Below are 20,243 nucleotides of genomic sequence, written 5' to 3'. Positions count from 1 at the left end.
TTAAAAAAGTCAAACCCTCGATATTTTAAGTTACACACTTAATGAAACAGTGTCGAATCCCTCTTGGAGGATTTTGATTAAAAAAAAGGACTGTTTTGAAAAGGCAGTCCTTTTTTAATGATATTTTTTTTTAATATATAAAAGAAAATACATAGTACCGCTAATCTCGTATTTTGTACTTTTATCCCAAATTATCTATATAGTCAGCTTGAAATAAAAAGGTATTTGGGGGCAAGCTTTCTGGATCAAAATTATCAAAAAAAATTAATGGGAGTAGTAGTTAATCAAACCATACGAAATATTATTATCACTTGCCTTGGATTTGGTATAGGTGCTATAAATACGTTGTTTTTGTTTACCTATTTTATGGATAAAGAACATTATGGGTTGATATCTTATCTTATGACAGCCTCTAATTTAATTTGGCCATTAATGGCGTTTGGGGTGCAAAATACTTTAGTAAAGTTTTTTTCGTCTTATTCAAATAAAGAACAACAGGATAGGTTTTTAACCCTCATGCTTATTAGTCCGTTATTGGTAGCATTAGTTTTAGGGGCAATAGGAACTATATTTTATAATACGATTCTAAGCTTTTTTGAAGAGAAAAATACGATAGTACAGCCCTATATTTGGACTATCTATATTCTGGCATTTGCAGCATCCTATTTTGAAGTATTTTTTGCTTGGTCTAAGGTGAAATTAAAAAGTGTTTTTGGGAATATAATAAAAGAGTTGTTCTTAAGAATTTGTATAAGTATACTTTTGTTTTTGGTGTATTTTGAAACCTTAACAATTCCTCAATTTATTTATTCTCTGGTTATTGCTTATTTAGTAAGAACTCTAATCATGAAAATATATGCCCTTGGACTTCATCGATTTACACCACGTTTTTCGTTACCAGATAATTATATTTCTGTATTCAAATATTCTGGATTAATATTGATTGCAGGATCTGTAGCAAGTTTGTTAATCGATATAGATAAGGCAATGATCGAAAGATATTTACCTATAGAGAATTTGGCAGATTATCAATTATGTGCTTTTATAGCAATAGTAATCTCTATTCCATCCAGGGCAATGCATCAAATTACCTACCCGTTAACAGCTAAGTTAATTAATGAAAAAGCTAAAGGGGAGCTAAAAGATTTGTACCAAAAAAGCTCTTTAAGTCTATTGATAACCAGTGGATTGCTTTTTATTTTGATAGTGTGTAATGTGAATCAATTATATGAAATTATACCAAAAAATTATAACTTGTTTATTTGGGTTATAATTTTGATAGGAAGTGCAAAATTATTTGATAACCTTTTAGGAAACAATAATTCTATTTTATACAGTTCAGACTATTACAGAATGATATTATATGTTGGAGTAGGGATGGTAGTTCTTACTGTTGTTTTAAACATGTTTTGGATTCCTGCTTATGGTATTACTGGTGCTGCAATAGCAACTTTTATAGCAGTCTTTTGTTATAATTTGGTAAAATTATGGATAGTATATACTAAATTTAAGATGCATCCTTTTTCAAAGAAAACCTTTTTAGCTATTTTATTAATTATAAGTATAACCTTTGGGTTTTATTTTTGGGAGTTACCATTTCATCCTATACTTAATATAGTTAGTAAAAGTATTTTGATAAGTATGGTGTATGTATTTATTTTTTATGCTCTTAAAGTATCTGCAGATATTAATAATCTTATAAAGAAAATCCCCCGAGGTGCCTAAGCATTCAACTCTGAGGGATTTTCTAAACTAACCAACCAAAAAGATAAATATCTTTATATTTTTTAATTTCTACTTCTGCTACGAGACCCGGATTCGTTAGATCTTGATGCTCTGCTAGTAGTGTTTCTTTGTGTATTTGCAGCAACTCTGGAGTTTGTTCTACCTCTGCTATTATATTGACTGGTATTAGAACGGTTTGTTACATTTCCAGAATTATTTCTACTCGAATTTCTTTGTCTTTGTACTTGATTTGTTCTAGCAGCAGGTTTTTGTATTCTGCTGTTGTTTTGACCAGATCTACTTGCAACAGTACTTCTATTTCTTTGGGTACTTTGTACTCTTTGTTTGGAAGGAGCATTATTGTTAGATTGAACTCTCTGTCTGGTTTGTGCATTTTTATTAGTATTTCGTGTTCTGCTATCAGAAGCTACAGAGCGGGTTCTACTATTATTGTTATTCGATCTGTTTCTTTGAGTAGTTTGTGACCTCTGTCTGGTTTGTTCATTGCCAGCAGCAGTACTTCTGGTTCTGTTATTATATGCCATAGAACGCATTCTGCTATCATTGCCATTCGATCTACTTCTTGTAGCTACATTGTTATAATTGCTTCTACTGCGATTAATTTTGCTATAGTTTCTGTCATTTCTTTGGTGCATTGCAGTTCTGTGATCGCGGTTTCTATAACTAAGGTCTCGCGCACTAGATACTCTGTATCCTCTGTTATAACTGTTTACTCTACTATATGGTCTGTAGTAATCCCGACTTCTGTATGGTCTGCTATAATAACCGCTATAGTAATTACTTCTATAGGTAGTATAAGAACATCTGTAAGGCGTATAATATCTTCTATATGGTCTTTCGTATACAATACATCTGGTAACTACAGGTACCGTAAAATATGCATGATATGGTCTGTATTCATAATATCTGTTATATCGGTTAATGTAACCACTACAGTTTAAGAAATTTCCGTAGTTATTATAATGTACATATAATTCGCCAACTCTTGATATACGCCCATAATTGTTATAATTAATATAAACATCTCCTGCTTGTATAATTCTACCGTAATAATCATAAAAGACAGGTACGTCTTCTATCTGTACAACAGCACCATAATCATCATATTGTACATATTCATCATAATTATATCCCGAATTAAAACTTATATTTACTCCCGGAGTATTAACATTAATGTTTACACCTCCTCTTGGTCTATTGATATAAAAATCGAATTGACCATCTGCATATATCGAAAACTCAACGCCACTTTCTGTAAATATGAAAGATTTACTGTTATTATAACGAGTAGACGATTCGGTATTAGTTTCTGAAGCATTAACATGTAAAGATGCTAATAATAAGCCTGTGCATAGTATAACAAATTTTTTCATAATCTGTGGTTTTAAAATAAGAATAGAAATTAATTTTTCATTCTCATTTTAATAATATCAAGCAACGTGCCAAAAAAACAAAACCTTGGTAATCAAGGTTTTGTTTTTTTTTGTAAACTAATTTTTGATATTAATACTGTTAATACTTCAAAAAGTAAACTAAGAAATTATAAGATGTTTTTATGTTTGATAAAACAGCAATAGAATTATTTTGGAAATAAACTCTTATCTATATTAGGAATTATTTTAAGTGCATTTTTATAATATATTTTTTTTAGAACTTCATCATCCAAATCCAAGCCATACATTTTCCAAAAAGCGTGATATCTTTTGTAATACGGAAAATACTCATCATCAGACTCTAAAACTCTAAAATAGGTATAGTATTCTTCTGGATTCCAGGAGTCTTTTCCAAACATTACCCTGTCTTGGTATTTGGTAAGAAAAGTTTTTGCATTTCTTGGTTGCCTTCCTAATTCTGCTATTACAGCACCTATCTCAGTATACATATTGGGCATTTGATCCATAAGTTTTGCCAGTTTAGCAAGATTGTTTCCGTACCATCCTAAATGTGCATTAATAAATTTGGTATTTTTATGTTTTTTAAAAACATTATGTTGTTCCTGTATGATAGTTTCCCAGGATCCGGTTACGTTCGTGTCTCTTTTTCGTCTGGATTTTAATTTAAGTTCGAGCCAACGTTCATTTTTATTATCATGTGCATCCCAAAACGGTTTGGGATCCGCAGAGTGTATTAAAACAGGGATTCCCAGCTCGCCACACTTTTCCCAAATGGGACCAATGCGAGGGTCATCGATTTTAATTCTATTCCCTTTGCTATCTTTATTGTCCATCCCTTGGCTTTTATATATTTTCAAACCATTTGCTCCGGCAGCTACATCTTTTTCAATTTGAGCGACAGTTTTTTCGATCCAGTTGTCTTTATCAATTCCGGTAAGGTCAATATTGGTAAATACAATAAACCTGTTAGGGTAATTGGTTTTTACATTGCTTAAAGACTTGGTAAGATGTTCCTCAGATCCTCTTCCTCTTCCGGATAGGTTTATCATTACAGCCATATTAAGTTTGTCCATTTCTGTGACAACTTCTTGCAGGTTTTGTGTAGGCATATTAAATTGATGATTATGCACATCAATAAAAGGGTATTTAGCTTTTTTAATTTCGACACCAGGCACAATTAGGGTAGAGGGCGGGTCATAATCTTCAAAACTCATTTTTTGAGCTATGGTAGTGGTTGTGATTATTAAAAATACGGCAAGAAGTTTGTTGAAATTCATGTTTTTTAATTGGATATATGTTGCAGAACATAAATATATAATAATCAACTTGTTTTGAAGAAAGGTTAACAACACTTTATAAAATAGAAAATCCCGCTACCAAATATTCCTGATAAGCGGGATTTAAACAACTAACCAAATTTTAATCCACATTGTGGATCTTATTTTCTATAGCTTACCTTCAACAAGGAAAGAGAAAGTTTTTATTCTATATCTTTCGGGATTTCCTCAAGGTAATTGGCTGTTTTAATCATCATCGGATCTTTTTTTTCTTTTTCTGTCTTTATAATCATCATCATCATCATCATCGTCATCATATCTTTGTTTCCAATTCTGGTTGTAGTGAGGATTATGAGCAGTAGCGCATTTATGTGTTCCGCAATATCCACAATCGGTATAATGAACATTGCCTTTAACAAATTTTATTCTTCCATATCGATTATAAAAAACCTGTAAACCTCCTAATTGGTGCACCAATCCATTTCTGTTATATCTTATGGATATAGAGCCAATTCTGCCTACTCTATTGTATCTGTCATAGCCAATATAATTTGGTCCAACCTTTTTTAACCTGCCCCAATGATCATATTGAACAAAACGGTTATATAAGGGTCGATCTCTATAGGTTCCGGGGCTATTATTTACATTACGGTCCCAATTGCTGTGATGTCTATGTTTTCTTAATGTTTTATAATCAATATCCCCATTTGGATACACAAAAAACTGTACGCCTTTTTCAACAAAAGCAATAGGTTGTTGTGCGTGAGAATAGCGTTTTGTAACCCTGTTTTGATGATCCGAGTTGGTTTGGTAGGTTGCTCGTGCAGTTGTTCCTGCTAGTAACAATACTGCAATAAAAAGTATCATTTTTTTCATAACTTACATATTTTGGGTTTATACCTACTCATTAGCTTTTCGGTTTCCGCTATTTGATTACAGATATCTCAAATGGTGTGCCAAAAAATCTTAAAACACAAAGAGATTATGTACAACAAGTTTGCTATTAGGTGTTTTGTGGTTTTGTTTGAAACCTGTTTTTATATAATTTTCTTAAATAAAATCATCATAGTTAGCCTTTAAACCCAAACCAAATACCTGTCTGTAGGTCAAAAACCAAAAAAATAGTCAAAATACTGATAAACAGCACCTTATTTATCTCCTGCACCCTGCAGGAGATCGATGTAAGAGTTGTATTGATCCGCTGCACCCTGCAGGAGATCGATGTAAGAGTTATATTGATCCGCTGCACCCTGCAGGAGATCGATGTAAGAGTTATATTGATCCGCTGCACCCTGCAGGAGATCGATGTAAGAGTTGTATTGATCCGCTGCACCCTGCAGGAGATCGATATAAGAGTTATATTGATGCGCTGCTACTTGCAGGAGATAATAGACCGTTTACAAAAGGGAGGAATTAAATAGGGCTTGATTTTACAGTTTTTCTTTTAAATATTGTGCGGTGTAGGAGTTTGTGATTTTTATTATTTCCTCAGGAGTGCCTTGAGCAATGATATTACCTCCGTTTTTACCACCATCAGGGCCGAGATCAATAACATGATCTGCACATTTTACAAGATCCAGATTATGTTCTATAACAAGAATAGAATGTCCTTTGGCTATTAATTCATTAAAAGACTTGAGTAATTTTTTGATATCATGAAAATGAAGCCCTGTAGTAGGTTCATCAAAAATAAAGAGAGCTTTATCCTTGGTGTTTCCTTTTACTAAAAAAGAAGCAAGTTTAATACGTTGTGCTTCTCCGCCAGAAAGGGTAGAAGAGCTTTGCCCTAATTGCACATATCCAAGACCCACATCTTGCAATGGCTGTAGTTTTTTTTGTATTTTGGTTTGGTTATGTTCTACAAAGAAATCAATAGCGGTATCTATGGTCATAGATAATATGTCATGAATATTTTTATCATGAAAAGTAACTTCTAAAATATCTTTTTTAAAGCGTTTACCTCCACAGGTTTCACATTCCAGATGCACATCTGCCATGAATTGCATTTCGATAGTTACTTCGCCTTCGCCTTTACAGGTTTCGCATCTGCCACCATCTACATTAAACGAAAAGTGTTTTGCTTGATAGTTGCGAATATTGGATAATTTTTGAGCAGCAAACAAACTACGAATATCATCATAAGCTTTTATATAGGTTACAGGATTGGATCGAGAAGATCTGCCAATAGGATTTTGATCTACAAACTCCACATGTTTAATATTGCTATAGTTTCCTTTTAATTCTGTGTATTGCCCTGCTTTTTCACCATATCCTCCTAATTGTTTCAGGATAGCCGGATAGATGATTTTTTTTACTAATGTACTTTTTCCACTACCGGATACGCCGGTTATTGCTGTAAAAACCCCAAGAGGAACGTTTACATTAATATTTTTCAAATTATTTTCTCTTGCTCCTAATATTTCTAAATAATATTTTGATTTTCTTCGGGTTTTAGGAACTTCAATTTTAAGGGTATTATTAAGGTATTTTGCAGTTAGAGAGTCTGCTTTTAAAATTTCTTTAAAAGTACCGGTAGCAACGACATGACCTCCAAAAGTACCTGCTTCGGGGCCTATATCAATAATTTCATCTGCAGCTTTCATGATATCTTCATCGTGTTCTACGACTATTACGGTATTGCCCAAATCCCGTAATGACAAGAGTACTTTAATTAGTTTTTCGGTATCTTTTGGGTGCAATCCTATACTGGGTTCATCTAGGATATACATAGAGCCTACCAGGCTGCTGCCTAACGAAGTGGCTAAATTAATACGTTGTGATTCTCCTCCTGATAGCGTATTGGATTTACGGTTTAGGGTTAAATATTCTAGTCCTACATTTTGTAAAAACTCTAGCCTGCTATTTATTTCTTTAAGAAGTCGTTTCGCAATTATAGTATCGTGTTTATCTAAAGTAAGGTTATTAAAAAAAACTGCTAATTCGTTTAAGGGTTTCTCTACTAAATCGGTTAAGGTTGCTTCTCCTATTTTTATATAATTGGATTCCTTACGTAAACGTTTTCCTTTACAAGTATTACATTTTGTTTTTCCGCGATAGCGAGAAAGCATTACACGATTTTGTATTTTGTATGCTTTTGCTTCTAATTCTTCAAAAAAGCTTGTGATACCTTCAAAATACTCATTCCCTTTCCAGAGTAGTTCTTTGTTAGCATCAGATAACTCAAAATATGGTTTGTGTATAGGGAAATCAAATTTATAAGCATTATTTACCAGTTGGTCCTTATACCAACCCATACTATCTCCTTTCCAAGGAAAAACAGCTCCTTCATACACACTTAAAGCAGTATTTGGAACAACAAGATCTTCGTCAACTCCAATAACATCACCATACCCTTCGCATTTTGGGCAAGCACCATAAGGATTGTTAAAGCTAAATAAATGTACGTTGGGTTCGAGAAAAGAAATTCCGTCTAACTCAAACTTATTACTAAATTGTCTTAAGTTTTCGTTACTTAAAGTTTCTACAAAGCAAGTTCCTTTTCCTTCAAAAAAAGCAGAATCTACAGCATCAGCTAATCGATTATAAAAATCTTCTTCTTCTCGTTTAATGATACGATCTACGACCAGATATACTTCATCTTTATCCTTTACAGTTGTTTCTTCTATTCTGGATACTACACCATTAGTTTTTATACGAGAAAATCCCTGTTGTTGTAATATATTTAGTTTACCCTCTAGAGTACGACCGTTTTCAATAGTAATGGGAGCGAGTAATAATAATTTTTCACCTTCTTTAAAAGACTTTACGTATTCTACAACATCTGTTACCTGATCTTTTTTTACTTGGTTTCCAGAAACAGGGGAGTAGGTTTTTCCTATTCTGGCAAAAAGCAATTTTAGATAGTCATAAATTTCGGTTGTTGTACCAACGGTAGATCTGGGGTTTGTAGAATTTACTTTTTGCTCTATTGCAATAGCAGGAGCGATACCTTTAATATAATCTACTTTGGGTTTGTTTAGGCGCCCTAAAAATTGTCTTGCATAAGAAGAAAGACTTTCTACATACCTTCTTTGTCCTTCTGCATATAAGGTATCAAAAGCTAAGCTTGATTTACCAGAACCGGATAACCCTGTAATAACAACTAATTTATTTCTTGGGATAACAACATCTAAATCTTTAAGGTTGTGAAGTTTAGCACCTTTAATGATTATATTTTGTTTAGGATCTGCTTTTGTAATGTCTTGAATCATAGTAAATACGCGGTAAGAACGCAAATATAAGGATTACAAAACAAGTATTGTAGAGTACACAGATTGAAAGTTTAGTTAAAAAAAATAAAAAGAAATTGTTTGAAATTCACAGATAGTTATTATATTAGCCCCTGTTAATGAATCAAAAAACTAAATAGAACTGCCTATTGCACACCTTTACTTTTTAAGTTTAACATAGCACGAGCCCCACGCTTGTTGGTACTATAATAAAGTCAAGGTATGAAGAATAACACCCTGTCAGACGCAGTTCTGGTTAACAATTACATCAAAGGAGAAGAATGTGCTCTTTCTATTCTTATCGAACGTCATAAGCAACGTATTTACAGTTTTATTTATTCAAAAGTTTTTGATAGAGATGTCTCTGAAGATATTTTTCAAGATACTTTTATTAAAGTGATCCGTACATTAAAAAACGGAAAGTATAACGAAGAAGGAAAATTTCTTCCTTGGGTGATGCGTATTGCTCATAATCTGGTAATTGATCATTTTAGAAAAGGAAACAGAATGCCTAAGTTTGAGGACAATGGTGAGTTTAGTATTTTTTCAGTAATTAGTGATGGAGATCTAAATGCTGAAAAAAGAATAATAAAAGATCAGGTAGAAGAAGATTTGCGTAATTTGATTCAAGAATTACCAGAGGACCAAAAAGAAGTTTTAATCATGCGCATGTATAAGGATATGAGTTTTAAAGAAATATCGGATAAAACTGGGGTTAGCATTAATACTGCTCTTGGTAGGATGCGTTATGCTTTAATTAACTTAAGAAAAGTAATAGAGAAAAATAACATAGTTTTAACAAACTAACAACTATTATAAACAATAAAGTATAAATAGTGCCGTTCTTATATTATTAATAACCTTTATAATTTAAGATCCAATAGTATGGCAAAATTTTACTTTAAGTCTTCAGAAAAAGAAGAAAAACATCTAGTACCAAGTAGAAGAACAACAGATTTTCTTCTTAGTTATTCAAAATCATTAAAAGTTATGGAATACCAGAACTTTAAGTTTGAAACGATTTTAAACTAAACTTATAAAAATCAAAAGCCAGTTATTTAGCTGGCTTTTGATTTTTTTGGTATGCATTAAGAACAGTTTTTCTGCCAATAGTTTTGGTAATTATGTCTTTCTCCATATCCCAACCTCTTGCAGGCGAGTATTCTCTACCATACCATATAATTTGAAGATGAAGATCATTCCATAGTTCTTTTGGAAATAATCTTTTGGCATCTTTTTCAGTTTGGGTTACATTTTTCCCATTTGTAAATCCCCATCTATACATTAGTCTGTGAATATGGGTATCTACAGGAAAAGCAGGTACCCCAAATGCTTGTGACATAACTACACTTGCAGTTTTATGACCAACAGCAGGTAATTCTTCAAGAGCTTCAAAACTTTGAGGAACCTCGCCATTATGTTTATCAATTAATATATGGGATAATCCATAAATACCTTTTGCTTTCATAGGGCTTAAGCCAACTGGTTTTATGATTTCTCTAATTTCTTCGACTGATAATTTTATCATAGCATACGGATTGTCTGCTCGTTCAAATAAAAGAGGAGTAATTTGATTAACTCTAACATCTGTACTTTGCGCACTCATTAAAACTGCTATAAGCAATGTGTATGGGTCTTTATGATCTAATGGGATTGGTATTTGAGGATATAATTCCTGAAGTGTCTTAATAGTAAAATCTACCTTTTCCTGTTTGGTCATTTTTCCTGCTTGTTTTACGCTAAAATACTAAATAATTAATAATGAGGTTTACCAAAAATGTGGTTTAAAATGCGTGAGAAAACTAATTAATATCATCAATGATTTTTAATAAAACTTCTTTTTTTCTGGTAGCCAGCGGAATTTTACTTTTATCTTTTAATACCAGATAGTCTCCATCTCGTTTATCATATCGTAATAAATAATCCAGATTAATTAAATGAGATTGATGACATCTAAAAAATTGTTGTTTTGAAAGTATGTTTTCATAATCTTTTAAACCTCTGGAAACTAAAAGATTGTCTTGTTTATGGATGTAGAACTTTGTGTAGCTGCCATTTGCCTCAAGATGCATAATATCTTGCACAGGTACAATTTGGATTCCGTATTTATCTTTTAATACTAATCTGTTAGGATCTTTTTCTTGATTATTGGTATTATGTATTAATGCTTGTACTTTTTGCGAGGTTTTGTGATTGGTAAGTTCTGATTTTGCTTTTTTAACGGCATTTACCAGCTCTTCGGGATCGATAGGCTTAAGTATATAATCTATTGCACTAAATTTGATGGCTCTTAGCGCATATTTTTCATGAGAAGAGGCAAAAATAATCTGAAAATTTATCTCGGGTAATTTTCGTAATATATCAAAGCTGGTGCCATCTGGCATCTCAATATCCAAAAAAACAAGATCTGGCTTACAATTTGTTAATAATTCTAATCCCTGGGCTACATTTTCTGCTTCTCCTATAAGTTGTACATCTGGGCAATACTGATCCAGTAGTTGTGAAAAATTTCTTCTTGCTGCCGGGTTATCTTCTACGAGGACTACTTTCATTTATATATATTGAAATGGTAAATTAAAGGTTATTTGTGTTCCTTGAGAAAGGTCTTGGATGTCAAATGCAATTTTTTTCTTTCTCATTTTACGGTAGAGATCGATACGTTCTTCGGTGATTTTTATAGCGTGAGATACGTGATCTTTACGTTTTATCTTCATAGCTTCTTCTATTCCTGATCCGTTATCTGTAATTTTTAAAACCAAATGATCTCCTTCCATAGAAAAATGAATGGTAATGATAGCTCCTTCTTTTATAGACGTAACCCCGTGTTCAATCGCATTTTCAACAAAGGGTTGTGCAAACATAGGAGGTATGGCAATTTCCTCACAATCCAATCCGTCTTCTACTTCGATATTAAAAGTAAAAGGCTGGTCCCTTTTTAAATTTTGGATACTCAGGTAATTGTCCAGCATATTGATTTCCTGGTCCAGACTAATAAATTCGCTTCTGGAATTGTCTAATACCTGCCGGATCAGTTTAGAAAATTTTACGAGGTACAAACTTGCTTTTTTGGCGTTTCCTTGGTTCATATAGTCTTGTATAGAGGTCATGGCATTAAAGATAAAATGTGGGTTCATTTGTACCCGCAACAGGTTTTGCTCTATATCTTGTGCTCTTTGTTTTAGTTTTAATTGCTTTTGCCTGTTTACTAAATATAGCACTAATCCTGCAAGTAGCAAAACAATACTTACAACCCCAAAAATGGTTTTGTTAAAATTGGCTTGTTTAAGTTCCAGGGATTGTATTTCTGCTTGTTGCGCCAGACTCTTGATTTCCTGTTCTTTTTTCTCTGTTTCGTATTGAATTTGTAGTTGTGAGATTTGTTTGGATTTTTCTTCGCCCAAAAGCGAGTCGTATGTAGCATGATATAACTCGTATGACTCCAGAGCAGCTTTATGATTGCCTAACGCTTTTTGAACTTTTGACAAAATAAGAGAACCATCCCTTACTTCTGGGAGGTGATCAATTTCTTGTGCAATTTGAATACTTTTAATTAAGTATTCGTTTGCTTCTATATTCTTTCCTGTTTTCCAATGAATTTCCCCAATAGAATTCATAGCCGAAATGACTAAGGGTTGATCCTTAGTTTTTTGGCCTAAAAAAAAACCTTTTTGTAAATATTCTAAAGCTTTTACATATTCACCTTTAGTACTATATAATCCACCAATATTAGTGTAAATTGAACCTAAACCGCGTTTATCGCCTATATCTTCTCTAATTTTTAATGAACTAAGATAATATTCCAGAGCTTTAGTATAATTAGTTTGCTTTTTATATGAGATTCCAATGTTATTTTGGATACTAGCTATAAAATATAGAGCCTTTAATTCTTCTGCTATTTTCAAGGATTTAAAATAATATTCTTGAGCTTTATTAAAAAGACCTTGTTCATAATACACAAGGCCTATGTTATTAAAAGCAAATATAATGTTGTCTTTATGGTTAAGATCTTCTGCTATTTTCAAGGATTTAAAATAGTATTCTAATGCTCGACTATAATTTCCTTTTCTAAGATAGATCACCCCGATAGAATTATATATCTCATTGGCACTATGTCCTAATTCAGTATATATTTCTAATGACTTTAACTGATATTCTAGGGCTTTATCAAGATCTCCTTGTTCTTGATAAGTATCTCCTATATTACTATAGTTTTTAGCAACAGCTAGTTTTTCCCCTATCTTGGTTTCAATTTTTATGGCTGCAAAATAATATTCTAAAGCTTTATTAAGATTTCCTTGGTTACTATTTATATAAGCAAACCCTTTGTAAGCCAATGAAATACCTTTCTCGTATTTTATTTTTTCCGATGTTTTTAGAATTTTTTTTAAAATTTTTAAAGATTCTTTATAGTTTCCTTTTTGAATGTTTACCCAAGAAATTTGAAAATAGGCGTCTACAATACCCTCTTGGTAGTCTGTTTTTTCGGCTAGTTCGATTGCTTTATTAGCATATAGAACTGTCTGTGAAGAATCGGTAAATGCATATTGCTTGGCAATAGTATTGTACGTATCTACTTTTTCTTTATTTGATGATTTGGTCTTTAATTTTTGTAAAAGGGAATCAACTTTGGTTTGATTTTGCGAGAAAGCAATAAAAGTAGTTAGAAAGTAAAAGATAATAAGAGTAATTTTTTTCATAGTCAGACTTATAAATTCATATCTATCTCCGAAATACAAGATTTGATTTCTTTTTCACTGTATTTGTTCATTCTTTTTTTAATAAGAAGAATATATAAATAATAACTTTAGAAGGCAAATGTAGAAAACTACTTCTACCTACAAAGATATCTTCAATAGAAAAAAATATTTTTACAAGTACTGAAATGGTAAATTAAAGGTTACTTGTGTACCTTGAGAAAGGTCTTGGATGTCAAATGCAATTTTTTTCTTTCTCATTTTACGGTAGAGATCGATACGTTCTTCGGTGATTTTTATAGCGTGAGATACGTGATCTTTACGTTTTATCTTCATAGCTTCTTCTATTCCTGATCCGTTATCCAATATTTTTAATACCAAATGGTCTCCTTCCATCGAGAAATGAATTGTAATGGTAGCGCCTTCTTTTATGTTAGCAACACCATGTTCTATAGCATTTTCTATAAAGGGTTGTGCAAACATAGGAGGGATGGCAATCTCATCAACATCCAAATCTTCTTCTATTTCAATCTTAAAAGTAAAAGGATGATCGCGTTTTAGGTTTTGTATACTCAGGTAATTATCCAGCATATTGATTTCCTGATCCAAACTAATAAACTCGCTTCTAGAATTGTCCAATACCTGTCTGATCAGTTTTGAGAACTTTACCAGATATAAACTTGCTTGTTTTGCGTTTCCTTGATTCATATAATCTTGTATAGAAGTCATGGCATTAAAAATGAAATGAGGATTCATCTGTACGCGTAACAAGTTTTGCTCGATATCCTGTGCTCTTTGTTGCAATGCTAATCTTTTTTGTCGGTTTACCAAATACAATACTAACCCCAGAAGTAATAAAACCACGCTTACAATACCAAAAATGGTTTTATTAAAATTGGCTTGTTTTAATTCTAAAGATTGGATAGAAGCTTGTTGTGCTAAACTCTTGATTTCCTGTTCTTTTTTTTCGGTTTCGTATTGTATTTGTAATTGGGATAGTTGTTTGGATTTTTCTTCACCAAGTAAAGAATCATATGTGGCATGATAAAGTTGATAAGATTCAAGCGCTGCTTTGTGATTGCCTAGTGCTTTTTGAACTTTTGCTAATATTTCTGAGCTGTCTCTAATAATTGCAGGTGATCCAATTTCTTGCGCTAATGAGATACCATTAGTAAGTATATCTTTAGCAAGATCATAATTTTTTAATTCGTACTGAATTTTACCTAGAGTACTCATGGCAGTTGCAGATAAGGATTTTTCTCCTATTTTTTGGCTTATCGACAGTCCTTGGTTTAAATATTTCAGAGCTTCTTTATTCTTTTTCTGATGAGCATAAATACCACCAGTTAAACAATAATTGGAGGCTTTAAGATGCTCGATATCAAGTTTTTTTGCGATTTCTGTTGATTTTAAAGAAAAATCTAAGGCTTTTGTAAAATCTTTTTGTTTAAAATAAACATTACCAACACTAAGGTAATCATAGGCAACTCCAGGTTGGTCACCTATATCTTTATGAATTGTAAGGCATTCAAGGAAATACTTTAAAGCTTCAGTATAATTACCTTGCGTTTCATATATAAAACCAATATTATTAAGACTGTTTACTATTTCTCTTTTTCCTCCTAACTGTTTTTTTATTTCTGTAGATTTTAAAAATTGTTCTAGCGCCAAGGGGTATTCTCCTTGATTGTAATAAATCATTCCATTATTATTGAGTATGCTAGCTATATTTTTTTTATCACCTAATTCCTTAAATATTTTCAAGGCTTCAAGGTTATATTCTAATGCTTTAGGGTATTCTCCTAACCAAGTATATGCCAGCCCTATATTACCATATCTTTTAGCTAACTCTTTTTTGTGTCCAAGTTCCTTAGCCAGTTCTAATGCTTTAAAATAGTATTCTAATGCCTTGGTGTAATCTCCTTTTCTTTTGTATAAAACGCCAATATTTGAGTATAAATCTCTTTGTCCTTTTTTATCACCTAGTTTTTTGTAGATCTCCAAAGATTTCTTGAAAAATTCTAGAGCCTGATCGGCGTTACCTTGATAATTATGTAAATTCCCTAGTCCATTATATGCATTAGCTTCTCCTTCAGAATACAGCGAAGTTTTAGATATGTTTAGAACTTTAAGGTATAAATTGTTTGCTTTTGTATAATTACTAGACTCCATAGCTGCCCATCCTATCCGGAAATATGCATCTGCAGTACCTTCAGGGTAATTGATTTTTGCAGATAGATCAATAGCTTTATCAGCATAATATGAAGTTTGTACAGAATCAATATCTGTATATTCAAAAGCCAAAAGATTATAAATGTCAATTTTTTCTTTTTCGGTAATTTTGGTCTCTAGTACTTGGCTGAGTGAATCAATTTTTATCTGATTTTGTGTAAAAACATTAAAAGTGACTAAAAAGAAAAAGATAATTAGTGTAATTTTTTTCATATTATAAATTCATGTTGATCTCCAAACACAGGATTTGATTATTTTTATCCATACTTTTTTAGTAAGTACATAGGCGCGAAAGTATTGGAGGCAAATTTATAAAACTTCTTCTTGTTGTATAAATATTTCGAATAGTAATTACTTACAAATATTGAAAAGGTAAGTTAAATGTTACTTGTGTTCCTTGAGAAAGATTCTGAATATCAAACGCAATTTTTTTCTTTCTCATTTTACGGTAGAGATCGATACGTTCTTCGGTGATTTTTATAGCGTGAGATACGTGATCTTTACGTTTTATCTTCATAGCTTCTTCTATTCCTGATCCGTTATCCAATATTTTTAATACCAAATGGTCTCCTTCCATCGAGAAATGAATTGTAATGGTAGCGCCTTCTTTTATGTTAGCAACACCATGTTCTATAGCATTTTCTATAAAGGGTTGTGCAAACATAGGAGGGATGGCAATCTCATCAACATCCAAATCTTCTTCTATTTCAATCTTAAAAGTAAAAGGATGATCGCGTTTTAGGTTTTGTATACTCAGGTAATTATCCAGCATATTGATTTCCTGATCCAAACTAATAAACTCGCTTCTAGAATTGTCCAATACCTGTCTGATCAGTTTTGAGAACTTTACCAGATATAAACTTGCTTGTTTTGCGTTTCCTTGATTCATATAATCTTGTATAGAAGTCATGGCATTAAAAATGAAATGAGGATTCATCTGTACGCGTAACAAGTTTTGCTCGATATCCTGTGCTCTTTGTTGCAATGCTAATCTTTTTTGTCGGTTTACCAAATACAATACTAACCCCAGAAGTAATAAAACCACGCTTACAATACCAAAAATGGTTTTATTAAAATTGGCTTGTTTTAATTCTAAAGATTGGATAGAAGCTTGTTGTGCTAGACTCTTGATTTCCTGTTCTTTTTTCTCGGTTTCATACTGTACTTGTAATTGTGATAATTGTTTGGTTTTTTCTTCACCAAGTAAAGAATCATAGGTTGCATGGTATAATTCGTAAGATTCTAGTGCTTCTTTATGATTACCTAACGATTTTTGGATTTTAGCAAGAGTTTTTGAAGCATCTCTTATTCCTGTTGGATAATTTATTTCTTGAGCAAGACGAATACTTTTTACCAGATATTCTTTGGCTTGAATGTAATTGTTCAAATTCCAATTAATTATACCTAATTGAATTAAGGCTTCTATAGAATTTACTTTATCCCCAATTTCTTGATTAAGTTTTAAACCTTTTTGTAAATAATTTAAAGCTTTAGAATAGTTGTTTTTATTTTGATAAGCTTTACCAATAGCATTGTAATTTATAGCGATTAGATTTTTACTATTTAGCTCTTCTGCAATTTTTAATGATTTGTTATAATAATTAATAGCCTTATCATACTTTTTTTGATAAAAATATAGCTCTCCAATGTTATTATTAAATAAAGAAATTTGATTCTTATACCCCATTTCTTCGGCAATTTTTAAGGCTTCACGAAAATACTTCAAGGATAAGGAGTAATTGTAGAGTTTCTGATACACACTCCCAATATTATTATTAGTTGAAGCAAGCCCATGTTTATCATTATATTCTTCTGCAATTTTTAACGCTTTGAAATTATATTTTAATGACTCAATATAATTTCCCTGTTCATTATAAACAGTCCCAATATTATTGTAACTAGAAACTGTTTTTTGTTTATCTCCTATTTCCTCCTTTATTTTTAATGACTTAAAAAGATGCTCTAAAGCCATTTCATAATTAGCCTGTTTACTATAAGCATTTCCAATATTATTATGGGTTGATGTTAATATATGTTTATGCTCCTCTTTTTCTGCAATTTTCAAAGCTTCAAAATAATATTTTAATGACTCCGTATAATTACCTTGCTTAGAATGAACATTTCCAATATTATTGTAGGCAGAAGCGATATCTTTTTTATTTCCTAGTTTTTCTTTGATGACTAGTGATTTGTGTAAAAATTTTATAGCCAGAGCATACTCCGCTTGTTTACGATAAGTGATACCAATATTATTATAACAAATAGCGATTACTCTTTGTTTATCAATTTCTGTAGCAATTTTCAAAGCTTTAAAATAGTATTCTAATGCTAGAGGGTAATTATTTTGACTCTTAACAACATGTCCAATGCTAATGTAACAGTTGGCTACTCCTTTTTTATTGTTTAATTTTTCTTTTAACTTTAATGACTTAGTGTAAAATTCAAGTGCAAGAGGGTAATTATTTTGATTATTATGTATGATCCCTATATTATAAAAAATACTAGCTAGCCCTTTTTCATCGCCCAATTCCTCTTTTAGTTTTAAAGCTTTAAAGTAATATTCTAAAGCTTGAGAGAGGTTATTTTGTTTATATGCTATAATCCCTAAACCATTATATGCATTCGCTTCCCCTTTGGTATATTTTGCATTTTGAGATATCTTCAATATATTTTCAAATACTTTGGTTGCCTCAAGATAGTTTTTGTTTCCTATTGTAGATTGAGCTATTACGAAATAAGCATCCGCAATCCCTTCTATATACTCTATTTTTTTTGATAAATCAACGGCCTGATTAGCATAGTGTGAAGTCTTAACATGGTCAGAATTAGAGTATTGTTCAGCCAATAGAATGTAAATGTCAATCTGCTCTTTTTTTTGAACTTTAATTTTTAATACTTGTAATAGAGAATCAATTTTGACCTGATTTTGAGCAAGAGCGCTACATACACTTATGTAAACAAAAACAGCGAATAGAAGTTTTTTTTTATCCATATTTAGAAAAGAAAGAAACGACATATATCAAATAATATTTATATACAAGGATACACAAATATGTGAACGAAACAAAAGGGATGTGATGGTAATAAATATAAGAACATTTTATTCAAGTATTTAGAGAAAAACATGGTTGTATTTTTTTAAATTTTATAACTTGCGTTTTACTTTAAGGAGCAATTAATAGATAGGTTGAACTTTATTATTTGTTAATTTCAGACTACGAAGTGGTTTAAACTTTTTTGATTCTGGCGAAAAATAGTTATTTTTTGATCAATTGAAGTGTTTTTTGCACTTCATAGCAGCGCTACGAAGTAAGAAAAAGACAAAAATTGAGTAAAAAAGAGCATTTTTATAGCGAATTGAAAAAAGTTTAAACCACTTCTACGATATTTACTTGTAAAGATATTATAAACTACATTCAATTTATACATAATGACAACATTAAAAGCAGGGGATAAGGCACCCAATTTTTCGGCAATAGATCAAGATGGTAATACCATTACATTACAGGATTATAAAGGTAAAAAATTGGTGGTCTTTTTCTATCCTAAAGCCAGTACTCCAGGATGTACGGCAGAGGCTTGTAATCTTAAAGATAATTACCATACTTTTCAAAGTAAAGGATACGAGGTTTTAGGAGTAAGCGCAGATAGTGAAAAAAGGCAGCAAAATTTTAAAAATAAGTATGAATTACCTTATCCATTATTGGCAGATGAGGACAAAAAAGTTATTGAAGCTTTTGGAGTTTGGGGACCTAAAAAATTTATGGGGAAAGAATATGATGGAATTCACCGTACGACTTTTGTTATAGATGAAAACGGAATAATATCGGAAATCATCACTAAAGTTAAAACCAAAGATCACGCAGCACAAATATTGTAAACAGATTTAGCATAAAAAGGGAGGGGTTTGACTTTTTAGCCTCTTTTTTTATATATAGTGTCAAAAAATGATTTGGCAATAACCAACAGAACAAGCTTCAGAGAATTAAACTCTACAATGCGGAGTTTAATACCATTTACACTTTAAATTTACCAGAAAAGAAAGTTTTATTGTAGTAAATTTAAAGTGTAAATGGTGTAACTTTCCAAAATTTTCCTTTAAAATGTTGCTGGTTACTAACTATGGTATGAAAAAAATTATTAGGTAGCAAACAGGGAACACAAGTCTGCAAAAAAAATTAAAATTCTTCTACTGTAGTATTTTCAGAAGAAAGGGTTTGTAGTTTTTTTAGCAAATACTTTACCTTATTGTCGATTGTTTTTAATGATCCACTGATTGTTAAGGAATGATATTCAAATTCATTTTCGTCAGATTTTAAGATAGTAATAGGAAAACTCCTTACTCTTCTGGCATGTCTGAAACAATCTAAATCTTTTTTCAGCAATATTTCAAAATCATCAATTTCTTCTTGAGACAGGATTCCTCTGATCTCTCTGTTTTCATTTGTTCGTTTGTATATAACTTTACCATCTGTGTAGATCCATAAATAAAACTCAGGATACATACTCATACGAGGGGTCTTAGAATAATAGAGCAGAACTTTGTTTAGGTTTATTTCGGCAGGATTATGCCTGCTTCCATCACTTGAGAATAGGTTAAAATTAAATATAGACATTGTTTTTTATTGTTATTTTATTTAAAACAGTATAATGAATGTAGCAATGATTGTA

The 20,243-nt window shown here is 31.6% G+C and carries 14 protein-coding genes; 4 read left to right on the top strand and 10 right to left on the bottom strand.

Annotated elements, in window-relative coordinates; all coding sequences use genetic code 11:
* Positions 1 to 267 precede the first annotated feature (267 nt).
* Positions 268 to 1,725 (top strand): oligosaccharide flippase family protein, encoded by a 1,458-nt coding sequence (locus ACZIYX_RS13895; RefSeq protein WP_462682851.1) that lies wholly within the window; start codon positions 268 to 270, stop codon positions 1,723 to 1,725.
* A gap of 62 nt (positions 1,726 to 1,787) precedes the next feature.
* Here ACZIYX_RS13895 and ACZIYX_RS13890 read toward each other — a convergent pair whose 3' ends face one another.
* From ACZIYX_RS13890 to uvrA, 4 genes are all read right to left on the bottom strand, one after another.
* The gene (locus ACZIYX_RS13890; RefSeq protein ID WP_462682850.1) at positions 1,788 to 3,119 is read right to left on the bottom strand and encodes a hypothetical protein; all 1,332 of its coding nucleotides are present in this window, start codon (positions 3,117 to 3,119) and stop codon (positions 1,788 to 1,790) included.
* A 206-nt stretch (positions 3,120 to 3,325) separates the two neighbouring features.
* Positions 3,326 to 4,417, bottom strand: a complete 1,092-nt coding sequence (locus ACZIYX_RS13885) for an amidohydrolase family protein (protein WP_462682849.1) — start codon at positions 4,415 to 4,417, stop codon at positions 3,326 to 3,328.
* A gap of 246 nt (positions 4,418 to 4,663) precedes the next feature.
* Entirely contained in the window at positions 4,664 to 5,293 is a 630-nt protein-coding gene (locus ACZIYX_RS13880; protein ID WP_462682848.1) for a hypothetical protein, read from the bottom strand.
* A gap of 554 nt (positions 5,294 to 5,847) precedes the next feature.
* On the bottom strand, positions 5,848 to 8,628 hold the full coding sequence (gene uvrA / locus ACZIYX_RS13875; RefSeq protein WP_462682847.1) for an excinuclease ABC subunit UvrA: 2,781 nt from the start codon (positions 8,626 to 8,628) through the stop codon (positions 5,848 to 5,850).
* A 240-nt stretch (positions 8,629 to 8,868) separates the two neighbouring features.
* On the opposite strand from uvrA, the gene ACZIYX_RS13870 reads away from it, so the two are divergent.
* Positions 8,869 to 9,453 (top strand): RNA polymerase sigma factor, encoded by a 585-nt coding sequence (locus ACZIYX_RS13870; protein WP_462682846.1) that lies wholly within the window; start codon positions 8,869 to 8,871, stop codon positions 9,451 to 9,453.
* Positions 9,454 to 9,531: 78 nt separating this feature from the next.
* Complete coding sequence (locus ACZIYX_RS13865) at positions 9,532 to 9,678, top strand: hypothetical protein (RefSeq protein ID WP_462682845.1); 147 nt, start codon at positions 9,532 to 9,534, stop codon at positions 9,676 to 9,678.
* A 22-nt stretch (positions 9,679 to 9,700) separates the two neighbouring features.
* Here ACZIYX_RS13865 and ACZIYX_RS13860 read toward each other — a convergent pair whose 3' ends face one another.
* The 5 genes from ACZIYX_RS13860 to ACZIYX_RS13840 all read right to left on the bottom strand — a co-directional run bounded on the left by ACZIYX_RS13860 (position 9,701) and on the right by ACZIYX_RS13840 (position 18,564).
* Complete coding sequence (locus ACZIYX_RS13860; protein WP_462682844.1) at positions 9,701 to 10,366, bottom strand: endonuclease III domain-containing protein; 666 nt, start codon at positions 10,364 to 10,366, stop codon at positions 9,701 to 9,703.
* An 82-nt stretch (positions 10,367 to 10,448) separates the two neighbouring features.
* Positions 10,449 to 11,198 (bottom strand): LytR/AlgR family response regulator transcription factor, encoded by a 750-nt coding sequence (locus tag ACZIYX_RS13855; RefSeq protein ID WP_462682843.1) that lies wholly within the window; start codon positions 11,196 to 11,198, stop codon positions 10,449 to 10,451.
* Positions 11,199 to 13,343: a tetratricopeptide repeat protein gene (locus ACZIYX_RS13850; protein WP_462682842.1), complete on the bottom strand. Its 2,145-nt coding sequence runs from the start codon at positions 13,341 to 13,343 to the stop codon at positions 11,199 to 11,201.
* A 171-nt stretch (positions 13,344 to 13,514) separates the two neighbouring features.
* Positions 13,515 to 15,785, bottom strand: a complete 2,271-nt coding sequence (locus tag ACZIYX_RS13845; RefSeq protein ID WP_462682841.1) for a tetratricopeptide repeat protein — start codon at positions 15,783 to 15,785, stop codon at positions 13,515 to 13,517.
* A 142-nt stretch (positions 15,786 to 15,927) separates the two neighbouring features.
* The gene (locus ACZIYX_RS13840) at positions 15,928 to 18,564 is read right to left on the bottom strand and encodes a tetratricopeptide repeat protein (RefSeq protein WP_462682840.1); all 2,637 of its coding nucleotides are present in this window, start codon (positions 18,562 to 18,564) and stop codon (positions 15,928 to 15,930) included.
* Between the two features lie 438 nt (positions 18,565 to 19,002).
* Between ACZIYX_RS13840 and bcp the strand changes: the two genes are divergently transcribed.
* A complete protein-coding gene (bcp, locus tag ACZIYX_RS13835; RefSeq protein ID WP_462682839.1) occupies positions 19,003 to 19,452 on the top strand; it encodes a thioredoxin-dependent thiol peroxidase in 450 nt (149 codons plus the stop codon).
* A gap of 298 nt (positions 19,453 to 19,750) precedes the next feature.
* Here bcp and ACZIYX_RS13830 read toward each other — a convergent pair whose 3' ends face one another.
* Positions 19,751 to 20,188 carry a hypothetical protein gene (locus tag ACZIYX_RS13830; RefSeq protein WP_462682838.1) on the bottom strand — a complete coding sequence of 146 codons (438 nt, stop codon included), beginning with the start codon at positions 20,186 to 20,188 and terminating at the stop codon, positions 19,751 to 19,753.
* Between the last annotated feature and the right edge of the window lie 55 nt (positions 20,189 to 20,243).

The organism is Aquimarina sp. (assembly GCF_977115655.1).
This window is presented reverse-complemented; position numbering and strand designations above follow the sequence as displayed.